This window comes from Streptomyces sp. NPDC056479 (assembly GCF_042795335.1).
GTDB lineage: Bacteria > Actinomycetota > Actinomycetes > Streptomycetales > Streptomycetaceae > Streptomyces.
Genome location: NZ_JBHTRZ010000001.1, coordinates 160,239 through 173,663 on the forward strand (window position 1 = coordinate 160,239; position 13,425 = coordinate 173,663).

The window sequence follows — 13,425 nt, forward strand, 5'->3', positions numbered from 1 at the left end:
CAAGGGAGGCTGGACCATGCGCAGCAAACTCGTCCTGCACGCCGTCGACTCGCACACCGAGGGCATGCCCACCCGCGTGATCACCGGCGGGATCGGGACCATCCCCGGCGCGACCATGAACGAGCGGCGCCTGTACTTCCGTGAGCACCGCGACGACATCAAGCAGCTCCTGATGAACGAGCCGCGCGGCCACTCCGCGATGAGCGGCGCCATCCTCCAGCCGCCGACCCGCCCCGACTGCGACTGGGGCGTGCTCTACATCGAGGTCTCCGGCTATCTGCCGATGTGCGGACACGGCACGATCGGCGTGGCGACCGTGCTCGTCGAGACCGGCATGGTCGAGGTCGTCGAGCCGGTCACCACGATCCGCCTCGACACCCCGGCCGGCCTGGTCGTCGCCGAGGTGGCCGTGGAGGACGGCGCCGCGAAGGCGGTCACCCTCCAGAACGTGCCGTCCTTCTCCGTCGCCCTCGACCGCAAGATCACCCTGGCCGACGGGCGCACGGTGACCTACGACATGGCATACGGCGGCAACTTCTACGCCATCCTGCCGCTGGAGCAGTTCGGGCTGCCCTTCGACCGCTCCCGCAAGGCCGACATCCTCGCGGCGGGACTGTCCCTCATGGCGGCGATCAACGCCGAGGAGGAGCCCGTCCACCCCGAGGACCCGTCCATCCACGGCTGCCACCACGTCCATCTGATCGCCCCCGGCGCCACCTCCCGCAACTCCCGGCACGCGATGGCCATCCACCCCGGCTGGTTCGACCGCTCGCCCTGCGGTACGGGCACGAGCGCGCGGATGGCGCAGCTGCACGCCCGGGGCGAACTGCCCCTGCACACCGAGTTCGTCAACGAGTCCTTCATCGGGACACGGTTCACCGGACGGCTCCTCGGCACCACCGAGGTCGCGGGCCGCCCCGCCGTCCTGCCCAGTTTCACCGGGCGCGCGTGGATCACGGGCACCGCGCAGTATCTGCTCGATCCGTCGGACCCGTTCCCGGCCGGGTTCGTGCTCTGACCGTCGACGATAATGAGGCGCGTATCAGTCCGTCACACGCGAGTCCGTCACACGTGACAGCCCGTAACACGTGACATTGCACAGCTAGGAGACCCATGGCCGCCCCGCGCAACGGCGCCCCGTCCACCGCAGCCGCTCCCGCGCTGCCCACCCTGGGCGGCAAGAAGAGCAGCTACCGGGAGCGGGTCGCCGATGCCCTGCGGGCCGCGCTGATCGCCGGGGAACTGCGCCCGGGGGAGGTGTACTCGGCCCCGACGCTCGCCGTCCGCTTCGGCGTCTCGGCGACGCCGGTGCGCGAGGCCATGCTGGACCTGGTCAAGGAAGGCCTGATGGACACGGTCCCGAACAAGGGCTTCCGGGTCACCGCGGTCTCCGAGCAGCAGCTCGACGAGTACAAGCACATCCGGGCGCTCATCGAGATCCCCACGGTGGTCGAGCTGGCCGCGACCGCCGACAAGGTCTCCCTGGAGGCGCTGCGCCCGGCCGCCCGGGAGATCGTCCGGGCCGCCGTCTCCGGCGACCTCATCGCGTACGTCGAGGCCGACACCCGCTTCCATCTCGGCCTGCTCGCCCTCGCCGGCAACGCCCACCTCGTCGAGGTCGTCGGCGACCTCCGCAAGCGCTCCCGCCTCTACGGGCTCACCGCACTGGTCGAGGCCGGCCGGCTGCTGGCCTCCGCCGAGGAGCACCTCGAACTGCTCGACGCGCTGATCGCCCGCGACGAGGCGGCCGTACGGGAGGTCATGACCCGCCATCTGGGACATGTCCGTGGCCTCTGGGCGGCGAAGAAGCAGTAGACGGCAATCCGAGAAGCCGAAGACGGCAACCTGACGCAAGCAGCTTGCGTTTCTTGCGCTATTCTTGCGCGCATGACGCGACGACTTGCTGAAGTGGCGAAGAAGGTCGGGGTCAGCGAGGCCACGGTCAGCCGGGTGCTCAACGACAAGCCCGGCGTCTCCGAGGCCACCCGGCAGGCGGTGCTCTCCGCCCTGGACGTCCTCGGCTACGAACGGCCCACACAGCTGCGCGGCGAGCGCGCCCGGCTCGTCGGCCTCGTCCTGCCCGAGCTGCAGAACCCGATCTTCCCGGCGTTCGCCGAGGTGATCGGCGGAGCGCTCGCCCAGCTGGGGCTGACGCCCGTACTGTGCACGCAGACCAAAGGCGGGGTCTCCGAGGCCGACTACGTCTCGCTGCTGCTGCAACAGCAGGTCTCCGGCGTCGTGTTCGCGGGCGGGCTGTACGCGCAGGCCGACGCGCCGCACGACCACTACAAGGAGCTCGCCGACCGCAACATCCCGGTCGTCCTGGTCAACGCGGCCATCGAGCGCCTGGGCTTCCCCGGGGTGTCCTGCGACGACGCCGTGGCCGTGGAGCAGGCCTGGCGGCATCTGGCCTCGCTGGGCCATGAGCGCATCGGGCTGCTGCTCGGGCCGGGCGACCACGTGCCGTCGGCGCGCAAGCTGGCCGCCGCGCTGGGTGTCGCCGGCGAGCTGCCCGAGGAGCGCGTGGCGCGGGCCATCTTCTCGATCGAGGGCGGTCACGCCGCCGCCTCCCGGCTGATCGACCGGGGCGTCACCGGCATCATCTGCGCGAGCGACCCGCTGGCGCTCGGTGCGATCAGGGCCGCCCGCCGCAAGGGGCTCGACGTCCCGTCGGAGATCTCGGTGGTCGGCTACGACGACTCTGCGTTCATGAACTGCACCGAGCCACCGCTCACCACCGTCCGCCAGCCCATCGAGGCCATGGGGCGGGCGGCCGTGGAGCTGCTGAACTCGCAGATCGGGGGCACCGTCGTCCCGGCGGAGGAGCTGCTCTTCGAGCCGGAGCTGGTGGTGCGCGGGTCGACGGCGCAGGCGCCGCGCACCTGAACACCCCTCTCGCATCGGCGAGATCCACTCTCCTGTTCAAAAATTTCAAAGTTCGCGCGACATCTTGCGAAGCGATGTCGGCGGTGCTTGAGTGTGCGACGCCCACCGCTCCTGCCCAGAGGGGTCCACCGATGAGAAGCACCGGGTTCCGCCGTACCTTCGCCGCGCTGAGTGTCTGCTCCCTCGCCCTCGCCGTGTCCGCCTGCGGGTCGGGCGACGACGACTCGGCGAGCGGCAAGACCCGCATCACGGTCAACTGCATGCCGCCCAAGAGCGCCAAGGTCGACCGCCAGTTCTTCGAGCAGGACATCGCGTCCTTCGAGAAGGCCAACCCGGACATCGACGTCGTGGCCCACGACGCGTTCCCCTGCCAGGACCCGAAGACCTTCGACGCCAAGCTCGCCGGCGGCCAGATGGAGGACGTCTTCTACACGTACTTCACCGACGCCGGGCACGTCGTCGACATCAACCAGGCGGCCGATCTCACCTCGTACGTCAAGGAGTTGAAGAGCTACGGGACCATCCAGCAGCAGCTGCGCGACATCTACACCGTCGACGGCAAGATCTACGGCATCCCGCGCACCGGCTACTCGATGGGCCTGATCTACAACAAGGCGCTCTTCGAGAAGGCCGGCCTCGACCCCGACCGGCCCCCGGCCACCTGGGACGAGGTCCGCGCCGCCGCCAAGAAGATCGCCGCACTGGGCGACGGCACCGTCGGCTACGCCGACTACAGCGCCCAGAACCAGGGCGGTTGGCACTTCACCGCCGAGCTGTACTCGCAGGGCGGCGACGTCGTGGGTGCCGACGGCAAGAAGGCCACCGTCGACACCCCCGAGGGCCGTGCCGTGCTGCAGAACCTGCACGACATGCGCTGGAGCGACAACTCGATGGGCAGCAAGCAGCTCCTGGTCATCAACGACGTCCAGCAGATGATGGGTTCGGGCAAGCTCGGCATGTATCTCTCCGCCCCCGACAACATCCCGATCCTGGTCAAGGAGAAGGGCGGCAACTACAAGGACCTCGCGCTCGCCCCCATGCCCGGCGGTGAGGGCACGCTCATCGGCGGCGACGGCTACATGTTCAACAAGAAGGCGAGCCCCGAGCAGATCCGCGCCGGCCTGAAGTGGCTCGACCACATGTTCCTCACGCCCGGCGACGGCTTCCTCGGCGACTACGCCCGCGCCAAGAAGAACGACGCCCCCGTCGGACTGCCCGAACCCCGCCTGTTCTCCGGCGCCGCCGACGCGAAGGACCAGCAGGTCAAGGAGGCCAACGCGAACGTCCCGGTGGAGAACTACCAGCCCTTCCTCGACGGCAACCAGAGCCTCGACATGAAGATCGAGCCGCCCAGCGCCCAGCAGATCTACTCCGTCCTCGACGGCGTCGTCTCCGCCGTCCTCACCAAGAAGGACGCCGACATCGACCAGCTCCTGAAGGACGCGTCGGGGAAGATCGACAGCATCCTGGCCCGGGGCTGACGGGGCATGACCAGGACGGCTCAGCGCCGGACCGTCGCGATGGTCGCGGTCCGCCCGATGCAGGCGCCGCCCACGGCAGGGGACCGCAGGCGGCGCCGCCTCGCCGATCAGGTGCGCGCGTACGGCTTCCTCGTCGGCGGCCTCGTCTGCTTCGCCCTCTTCTCCTGGTACCCGGCGATCCGGGCGGTCGTGATCGCCTTCCAGAAGTACACACCGGGCTCGGATCCCGAGTGGGTCGGCACCGCCAACTTCACCCGTGTCTTCGCCGACCCGGAGTTCGCCGCCGCCTGGCGCAACACCCTCACCTTCACCCTGCTCGCCCTGCTGATCGGCTTCGCGATCCCCTTCGTACTCGCCCTGGTCCTCAACGAGTTGCGGCACGCCAAAGCGTTCTTCCGTGTCGTGGTCTATCTGCCGGTGATGATCCCGCCGGTGGTCAGCGCCCTGCTCTGGAAGTGGTTCTACGACCCCGGCACCGGGCTCGCCAACGAAGCCCTGCGGTTCCTGCACCTGCCCACCTCGAACTGGTCCAACGGCGCCGACACAGCGCTCATCTCCCTGGTGATCGTGGCCACTTGGGCCAACATGGGCGGCACCGTACTGATCTACCTGGCGGCACTCCAGTCCATCCCGGGCGAGCTGTACGAGGCCGCCGAACTCGACGGTGCGAACCTGCTCCAGCGCATCCGGCACGTCACCGTGCCGCAGACCCGCTTCGTGATCCTGATGCTGATGCTCCTTCAGATCATCGCCACGATGCAGGTCTTCACGGAACCGTTCGTCATCACGGGCGGCGGCCCGGAGAACGCCACGGTGACCGTCCTCTACCTGATCTACAAGTACGCCTTCCTCTACAACGACTTCGGCGGCGCCTGCGCCCTCAGCGTCATGCTCCTCGTGCTCCTCGGCGCCTTCTCCGCCGTATACCTGCGTCTGACGCGCACCGAAGGGGAGGACGCATGACCACCCGGACCCTTCTCTCCCCGGCTGCCCTGGCCCGCCCGCGCGGAAAGGCCGCCTACTGGTCCGTGTTCACCGGAACCGTCCTGCTGTTCACGCTCGCCTTCCTCTTCCCCGTCTACTGGATGGTGACGGGCGCGATGAAGTCACCGGACGAGGTGACACGGACCCCGCCGACGCTCGTCCCGGAGCGGTGGCACCTCAGCGGCTACACCGACGCCTGGGACCTGATGGCGCTGCCCGGCCACCTGTGGAACACGGTCGTCCAGGCCGCCGGCGCCTGGCTGTTCCAGATCGTGTTCTGCACGGCCGCCGCCTACGCGCTGTCCAGGCTGCGGCCCGTCTTCGGCAAGGTGCTCCTCGGCGGCATCCTCGCCACCCTGATGGTCCCGGCCCAGGCGCTGGTCGTACCGAAGTACCTGACCGTGGCGGACCTGGGACTGCTCAACGACCCGCTCGCCATCTGGCTGCCGGCCGTCGCCAACGCCTTCAACCTCTATCTGCTGAAGCGGTTCTTCGACCAGCTCCCGCGCGATGTCCTGGAAGCCGCCGAGATCGACGGCGCCGGGAGGCTGCGCACCCTGTGGTCGATCGTGCTGCCGATGTCCCGGCCGGTCCTCGGCGTGGTCTCGATCTTCGCCCTCGTGGCCGTCTGGCAGGACTTCCTCTGGCCGCTGATGGTCTTCTCCGACACCGACAAACAGCCGATCAGTGTCGCGCTCGTCCAGCTGTCGCAGAACATCCCGCTGACCGTGCTCATCGCCGCCATGGTGATCGCGAGCATCCCCATGGTCGCGATGTTCCTGGTCTTCCAGCGGCACATCATCGCCGGGATCGGCGCGGGCAGCACCAAGGGCTGACGTCCCCCTCCTTGCCGGACGCCCCTGTTCCGGACGCCCTCCTCCTTCCGACAGAAAGGGCCGCACCGTGGCACTGTCCCGTCATGCCCCGGCACAGTGGTGGCACTCCGCCGTCATCTACCAGGTCTACGTCCGCAGCTTCGCGGACGGCGACGGCGACGGCACCGGCGACCTCGCGGGCGTCCGCGCCCGGCTGCCGTATCTCGCCGAACTCGGCGTGGACGCCCTGTGGTTCACACCCTGGTACGTCTCACCGATGAAGGACGGCGGCTACGACGTCGCCGACTACCGCGCGATCGACCCCGCGTTCGGCACCCTCGCCGAGGCGGAGAAACTCATCGCCGAGGCACGCGAGCTGGGCATCCGCACCATCGTCGACATCGTGCCCAACCATGTCTCCGACCAGCACCCGTGGTTCCGTGCCGCGCTCGCCGCCGGACCCGGCAGCCCGGAGCGCGAGCTGTTCCACTTCCGGCCCGGAGGCGGCCCGGACGGCGACCTTCCGCCCAACGACTGGCCGTCGCAGTTCGTCGGGTCCAGCGAACCGGTCTGGACCCGGCTGCCCGACGGGGACTGGTACCTCCACCTGTTCACACCCGAACAGCCCGACCTCAACTGGGCCCACCCCGTGGTCCGCCAGGAACACGAGGACATCCTGCGCTTCTGGTTCGAGCGGGGCGTGGCCGGCGTCCGTATCGACTCGGCCGCGCTGCTCGCCAAGGACCCCGCGCTCACCGACCTCGCCGACGCCCCCGACCCGCACCCCTTCGTCGACCGCGACGAACTCCATGACATCTACCGCTCCTGGCGGACCGTCGCCGACGACTACGACGGCGTCTTCGTCGGCGAGGTCTGGCTGCCCGACCCCGAGCGCTTCGCCCGCTACCTTCGCCCCGACGAGCTGCACACCGCCTTCAACTTCGCGTTCCTGTCCTGCCCCTGGGACGCCGAGCGGCTGCGGGCGTCGATCGACACGACACTCGCCGAACACGCGCCGGTGGGCGCTCCCGCGACCTGGGTGCTGTGCAACCACGACGTCACCCGCACGGTCACCCGCTACGGTCGCGAGGACACCGGCTTCGACTTCGCGGCCAAGGCCTTCGGCACCGCGGCCGACCTCGCCCTGGGCACCCGCCGGGCCCGCGCGGCCGCTCTGCTGTCGCTCGCCCTGCCGGGCGCGGTCTACGTCTACCAGGGCGAGGAGCTCGGCCTGCCCGAGGCCGACATCCCCCTCGACCGCATCGAGGACCCGATGCATGCCCGCTCCGGTGGCACCGACCCGGGCCGGGACGGCTGCCGGGTGCCGCTGCCCTGGGCGGCCGACGCGCCGTACGCCGGTTTCGGCTCACGTGAGGAGCCGTGGCTGCCACAACCGGTCGACTGGACGTCGTACGCGGTCGACCGCCAGGCCGGGGACCCGCATTCGATGCTCCGTCTGTATCGCGAGGCCATCGCGCTCCGCCCGGTGTTCGGCGACGGCCCCCTCACCTGGCTGCCCTCGCCCGCCGACGTGCTCGCCTTCACCCGCGGGCCGGAGGCGACCTGTGTGGTCAACCTGGCGGACGAGCCCGCCGATCTGCCGTCACACTCCGAACTCCTCCTGGCCAGCGGCCGGTTGGACACCGACGGGCGACTGCCGAAGGACACCGCGGTCTGGCTGCGCGCCTGAGACGGCGGCCCGCTATCCCCTTACCCCCACCACGAAGGGATCAGCAATGCACCACACGCGCAGATATGTCAGGATCATGCCAAGCGCGGTGACGATCGTCCTCGCCGCGGGCCTGGTCACCGCGACGGCCCCCGCCGCCCAAGCGGCGTCCGGCGCCACCGTCCCCTTCACCTCGGTCGAGGCCGAGTCCGCCACCACGACCGGCGCGAAGATCGGCCCCGACCACACACAGGGCACCCTCGCCTCGGAGGCGTCGGGACGCCGGGCCGTGCGCCTCACCGCCGGCCAGCGTGTCGAGTTCACGGTCCCGCGGGCGGCCAACGCGGTGAACCTCGCCCACAGCGTCCCCGACGGCCAGTCCGGCACCCTCGACGTGTACGTCAACGGGCAGAAGATCGCGAAGCCCCTCGCGGTCACCTCGAAGTACTCCTACGTCGACACCGCCTGGATCCCGGGCGCCAGGACGCACCACTTCTACGACAACGCCCGGCTGTTGCTCGGCCAGAACGTGCAGGCGGGGGACAAGGTGGCATTCCAGGCGACGGGTGTCCAGGTCACCGTGGACGTCGCCGACTTCGAGCAGGCGGCCGGGCCCGCCGGGCAGCCCGCCGGATCGGTGTCCGTCGTGTCCAAGGGTGCCGACCCCACCGGCAACGGCGACTCCACCCAGGCCTTCCGGGACGCCATCGCCTCCGCCCAAGGGGGAGTGGTCTGGATCCCGCCGGGCGACTACCGGCTGACCTCCTCGCTGAGCGGTGTCCAGAACGTCACCCTCCAGGGCGCCGGCCACTGGCACTCCGTCGTGCACACCTCCCGCTTCATCGACCAGTCCAGCTCCTCCGGCAACGTCCACATCAAGGATTTCGCGGTCATCGGGGAGGTCACCGAGCGGGTCGACTCCAACCCGGACAACTTCGTCAACGGGTCGCTGGGACCGAACAGTTCCGTCTCCGGAATGTGGCTCCAGCATCTCAAGGTCGGCCTCTGGCTGACGGGCGACAACGACAGCCTCGTCGTCGAGAACAACCGCTTCCTCGACATGACCGCCGACGGCCTCAACCTCAACGGCAGCGCTCGCGGCGTCCGCGTCCGCCACAACTTCCTGCGCAACCAGGGCGACGACGCGCTCGCCATGTGGTCGCTGTACGCGCCGGACGCGAACAGCAGCTTCGAGAACAACACGATCACCCAGCCGAACCTGGCCAACGGCATCGCGATCTACGGCGGCACGGACATCACCGTCAAGGACAATCTCATCTCCGACACCAACGCCCTCGGCAGCGGCATCGCGATCTCCAACCAGAAGTTCCTCGACCCCTTCCACCCGCTGTCCGGCACGATCACGGTGGACGGCAACACCCTGGTCCGCACGGGCGCGATGAACCCCAACTGGAACCACCCGATGGGCGCCCTGCGCGTCGACTCCTACGACAGCGCCATCGAGGCGAACGTCCGCATCACCAACACCACGATCGCCGACAGCCCGTACAGCGCCTTCGAAATCGTGTCGGGCGGCGGACGCGGTCTCGCGGCGAAGAACATCACCGTCGACGGCGCCACCGTACGGAACACCGGTACGGTCGTCGTCCAGGCCGAGACCCAGGGCGCCGCGACCTTCCGCAACGTCACGGCGACCGGCGTGGGCGCGGCGGGCATCTACAACTGCCCCTACCCGTCCGGCACCTTCGCCCTCACCGACGGCGGCGGCAACTCCGGCTGGTCCAGTACCTGGCCGGACTGCTCGACCTGGCCGCAGCCCGGTCAGGGCAACCCCGACCCCGACCCGGTGCGCAACCTCGCCAAGGGACGCCCGGCCACCGCCACCGGTTCGCAGGACGTCTACACGCCGGGCAAGGCGGTCGACGGCGACGCGGGCACGTACTGGGAGTCCACCAACAACGCCTTCCCGCAGTCCCTGACGATCGATCTCGGCTCCACCGAGGCCGTCCGGCGGCTGGTGCTGAAGCTTCCCCCGTCCTCGGCGTGGGGCGCGCGCACCCAGACCGTCACGGTGCTGGGCAGCACCGACGGCTCCAGCTATGCGACGGTCGTCGGAGCCACCGGCTACCGCTTCGACCCGGCCACCGGCAACACGGCCACCGTCTCCCTGCCAGGCGGCACCAGCCTGCGCCATCTGCGGCTGTCCGTCAGCGCCAACACCGGCTGGCCGGCGGGGCAGTTCAGTGAGGTGGAGGCGTATCCGACTTCGTGACCGCGTCCCGCACGACCCCGCGCTTCGCCGCCTGGATCTGCTCGTACACATGGGTGCGCAGCTCGGCGAAGCGCGGGTCCACGCGGGTGTGCAACTGGTCGCGCTCGGCGGGCAGTTCGACCTTCAGCTGCTCCTGGACCACGGTGGGGGAGGCGGACAGCACGATCACCCGCTCGCCCAGATAGACGGCCTCGTCGATGTCGTGGGTGACGAACAGGATCGTGATGCCGCGCTCCCGCCACAGCCCCCGGACCAGGTCCTCCAGATCGGCCCGCGTCTGCGCGTCCACCGCCGCGAACGGCTCGTCCATAAGAAGCACCCGTGGCTCGTACGCCAGCGCGCGGGCGATCGCGACCCGCTGCTGCATACCGCCGGACAGCTGCCACGGATACGCCCCCACAGCATCCGCGAGGCCCACCGACTCCAGCGCGTCCCGCACCAGCTCCCGACGCCTCGCCTTGCTCAAGTCCTTTTGTTTCAAGGGCAGTTCGACATTCTCGCCGACCCGCATCCAGGGGAAGAGGCTGCGGCCGTACTCCTGGAACACGAAGGCCATCCCGCGCGGCGGGCCGGTCACCCTCCGCCCCTCCAGCAGTACCTCGCCGCCGGTCGGGGCGAGCAGTCCGCCCATGCACTTCAGCAGCGTCGTCTTGCCGCAGCCCGACGGGCCGACGAGACAGACGAGCTCGCCCGGCTCGACGGTGAAGGTGAGGTCGCGCACCGCCTCCACCCGGCGGCCGGACCCCTCGTAGACCTTCTTCAGGCCGCGTACGTCGAGCATGGACCGCCCCTTCACGATGCTCACTCAGGACCGCCGGGTGGTCGCGCGCAGACCGTGGTACCAGCCGAGCACCCGGCGCTCGACCAGCTGGAAGACGACGGAGAGCAGGAAGCCGAGCAGACCGAGGACGAGGATCCCGGTCCACATGTCGGGGACCGCGAAGCTGCGCTGGAACTGGACCACGGTGAAGCCGATGCCGTTGTTGGCCGCGAACATCTCGCTGATGACCATCAGGATGATGCCGATGGACAGTGCCTGGCGCAGCCCGGCGAAGATCTGCGGGCTCGCGGAGCGCAGCACCAGATGGCGCAGCCGGGCGACGCCCGTGACGCCGTACGAGCGCGCCGTCTCCAGCATCACCGAGTCGACCGCGCGCACGCCCTCCACGGTGTTGAGCAGGATCGGCCAGACGCAGCCGCTCGCGATCACGACGATCTTCATGCCGTCGCCGATGCCCGCGAACAGCATGATGACCGGGACCAGTACGGGCGGCGGCACGGCCCGCAGGAACTCCAGCACCGGCTCGCACACCGCGCGCACCGCCCGGTAGGAGCCGATGACCGTGCCGAGCGCGACGCCGGCCAGGGCGGCGAGCGTAAAGCCGGCGAGGAGCCGCAGCAGGCTCGGTACGACATCGGTGCGCAGCCGGTCGGCGGTCCAGACGTCCGGAAAGGTGTCCACGATCGTTCGCAGCGGCGGCCAGAACGGGTCGGTGCTGCCGGCCGACGCCGCCCACCACACGACGACCAGGACGATGGGCAACGCGACGACGAACAGCCCTTTGAGGAGCAGGCGCCCGATCACACCGCCACCTCCCCGCGCACCGACTGGTGCCAGGCCAGCGCCCACCGCTCCACCGTCCGCGCGCCGACGTTGATGATCAGCCCGAGCAGGCCGGCGACCACGATGAGCGCGTACATCTCCGGCACCGCCTGCGACGTCTGCGCCACCGCGATCTGCCGGCCCAACCCCGGTGCCCCGATGACGAGTTCGGTGGTGATCGCCAGGATCAGCGCCACCGCGGCGGCGAGCCGCACACCGGTCATGACGTACGGCAGCGCCGTCGGCCACAGCACATGGCGCACGCGCGCCCAGGTGCCGAGGCCGTACGACCGTGCCGTCTCCTCGGCTACCGGGTCGACGTCCTGGACGCCGTACAGGGTCTGGATCAGCACCTGCCAGAAGGAGGCGTACACGACGAGGAGGAGCACCGACCGCAGTTCGGTGCCGTACAGCAGGACCGCCAGCGGGATCAGCGCCACCGACGGGATCGGGCGCAGGAACTCGATCGTCGAGGCCGTCGCCTCGCGCAGATACGGCACGACCGAGATGACCACGCCCACGACGATGCCGGCGCAGACCGCGATGGCCAGACCCAGTGCCCAGCCGGTGAGGGTGTCGCCCAGCGCTTGCCAGAAGGCGTCGTCGGAGAGTTCGTCCCCCAGGGCCGAGGCGATCCGGCTGGTCGGCGGGAAGTAGGCCTCCTTGACCAGGCCGAGCCGCGGCACCGCCTCGCCCAGGGCGAGGAAGGCCGCGAGTCCGGCCGCACCGAGTGCGACGTTCACACCCCTCACGGCAGGAGGGCGTCCAGGTCGGGCGTCTTCTTGAAGAGGCCGTCCTCCTCGCCGAGCTTCATGAGGGCCTCGATGGAGGGGCGGTTCGGCGCGGCGGGCCACTTCGGGAGGATGACCTGCTCCAGCACCGACGCCGGGATCTTCGTGTACGTCGTGACGATCTGCCGGGCCTCGTCCGGGTGGGCCTCGGCGTAGGCGAGGGACTCGGCGGTGGCGTCCTGGAACTTCTTCACCACGTCCGGGTGTTGCTGCGCGTACTGCGTCGAGGTGAAGTACATGGCGACGGTGAGCTCCGGCGCGATGTCGATCAGCGGCGAGGCGATCTCCCGGCCGCCCTGGCTGCGGATGGTGGCCGTGGCCGGCTCGACGACGCACGCGGCGTCGATCTGGCCCTGATCGAGGGCGGCGGGCATCTGGTCGAAGGCCATCTCGACGAGCTTCACCTTGTCCGGGTCGCCGCCGTCCTCACGCACCGCCTGGCGGACGGCTGTCTCGTTGATGTTCTTCAGGGTGTTGATGGCGACCTTCTTGCCCTCCAGCTCCTTCGCCGACTTGACGGGGCTGTCCTTCTTGACCATCAGGCCGTTGAAGTCCTTGCCCCGCACGCCGGTCGACGCGATGCCGTTGGCGACGGCCTTCACGGGCACACCGTTGGACTGAGCCACCATCAGGGACGTCACATTGCTGAATCCGAACTGGAACTGACCGCTCGCCACACCCGGCACGATCGCCGCACCGCCCTGGGCGGTGGTGAACTCCAGCTTCAGGCCCTGCTTTTCGAATAACCCCTTCTTCTGGCCGAGATACAGCGGCGCGACATCGACGATCGGGATGAGTCCGAGTTTGACGGTGGTGACACCGCCGGACGACGCGCCCGCATCCGGCGATCCGTCGTCGGACGAGCCACAGGCCGTCGCGACGAGCAGCAGGGCGCCGGCGCTGAGACCGGCGGACAGACGACGCATGGCTCCTCCTGTACAGACAACGTGCAACGGTGTTCCG

General features: G+C 69.6%; 12 protein-coding genes. 8 read left to right on the forward strand and 4 right to left on the reverse strand.

Annotated elements, in window-relative coordinates:
• Positions 1 to 16 precede the first annotated feature (16 nt).
• The 8 genes from ACFQ6S_RS00650 to ACFQ6S_RS00685 all read left to right on the forward strand — a co-directional run bounded on the left by ACFQ6S_RS00650 (position 17) and on the right by ACFQ6S_RS00685 (position 10,068).
• Positions 17 to 1,018, forward strand: coding sequence for a proline racemase family protein (locus ACFQ6S_RS00650; RefSeq protein ID WP_383401338.1), 1,002 nt, complete (start codon positions 17 to 19; stop codon positions 1,016 to 1,018).
• A 95-nt stretch (positions 1,019 to 1,113) separates the two neighbouring features.
• Entirely contained in the window at positions 1,114 to 1,815 is a 702-nt protein-coding gene (locus ACFQ6S_RS00655; RefSeq protein WP_383401341.1) for a GntR family transcriptional regulator, read from the forward strand.
• Between the two features lie 72 nt (positions 1,816 to 1,887).
• Positions 1,888 to 2,886 carry a LacI family DNA-binding transcriptional regulator gene (locus ACFQ6S_RS00660; protein WP_383401343.1) on the forward strand — a complete coding sequence of 333 codons (999 nt, stop codon included), beginning with the start codon at positions 1,888 to 1,890 and terminating at the stop codon, positions 2,884 to 2,886.
• Positions 2,887 to 3,017: 131 nt separating this feature from the next.
• On the forward strand, positions 3,018 to 4,367 hold the full coding sequence (locus ACFQ6S_RS00665) for an ABC transporter substrate-binding protein (protein ID WP_383401346.1): 1,350 nt from the start codon (positions 3,018 to 3,020) through the stop codon (positions 4,365 to 4,367).
• A gap of 6 nt (positions 4,368 to 4,373) precedes the next feature.
• Positions 4,374 to 5,330 (forward strand): carbohydrate ABC transporter permease, encoded by a 957-nt coding sequence (locus ACFQ6S_RS00670; RefSeq protein ID WP_383401349.1) that lies wholly within the window; start codon positions 4,374 to 4,376, stop codon positions 5,328 to 5,330.
• Positions 5,327 to 6,187: a carbohydrate ABC transporter permease gene (locus ACFQ6S_RS00675; protein ID WP_383401352.1), complete on the forward strand. Its 861-nt coding sequence runs from the start codon at positions 5,327 to 5,329 to the stop codon at positions 6,185 to 6,187. Before ACFQ6S_RS00670 ends, ACFQ6S_RS00675 begins: the two co-directional genes overlap by 4 nt.
• Before the next feature lie 67 nt (positions 6,188 to 6,254).
• Complete coding sequence (locus ACFQ6S_RS00680) at positions 6,255 to 7,856, forward strand: alpha-amylase family glycosyl hydrolase (RefSeq protein WP_383401355.1); 1,602 nt, start codon at positions 6,255 to 6,257, stop codon at positions 7,854 to 7,856.
• 46 nt (positions 7,857 to 7,902) lie between these two features.
• Entirely contained in the window at positions 7,903 to 10,068 is a 2,166-nt protein-coding gene (locus tag ACFQ6S_RS00685; protein ID WP_383401357.1) for a discoidin domain-containing protein, read from the forward strand.
• Here the strand turns inward: ACFQ6S_RS00685 and ACFQ6S_RS00690 are convergent.
• The 4 genes from ACFQ6S_RS00690 to ACFQ6S_RS00705 are packed head-to-tail and all read right to left on the reverse strand — an operon-like array spanning position 10,037 to position 13,388.
• The gene (locus ACFQ6S_RS00690; RefSeq protein WP_383401359.1) at positions 10,037 to 10,849 is read right to left on the reverse strand and encodes an ABC transporter ATP-binding protein; all 813 of its coding nucleotides are present in this window, start codon (positions 10,847 to 10,849) and stop codon (positions 10,037 to 10,039) included. The two genes, ACFQ6S_RS00685 and ACFQ6S_RS00690, sit on opposite strands and share 32 nt — an antisense overlap.
• A gap of 24 nt (positions 10,850 to 10,873) precedes the next feature.
• Positions 10,874 to 11,650, reverse strand: a complete 777-nt coding sequence (locus ACFQ6S_RS00695) for an ABC transporter permease (RefSeq protein ID WP_383404244.1) — start codon at positions 11,648 to 11,650, stop codon at positions 10,874 to 10,876.
• Positions 11,650 to 12,423: an ABC transporter permease gene (locus ACFQ6S_RS00700; RefSeq protein ID WP_383401363.1), complete on the reverse strand. Its 774-nt coding sequence runs from the start codon at positions 12,421 to 12,423 to the stop codon at positions 11,650 to 11,652. Before ACFQ6S_RS00700 ends, ACFQ6S_RS00695 begins: the two co-directional genes overlap by 1 nt.
• Entirely contained in the window at positions 12,420 to 13,388 is a 969-nt protein-coding gene (locus ACFQ6S_RS00705) for an ABC transporter substrate-binding protein (RefSeq protein ID WP_383401366.1), read from the reverse strand. The genes ACFQ6S_RS00700 and ACFQ6S_RS00705 overlap by 4 nt, the downstream gene beginning before the upstream one ends.
• Positions 13,389 to 13,425: the final 37 nt, after the last annotated feature.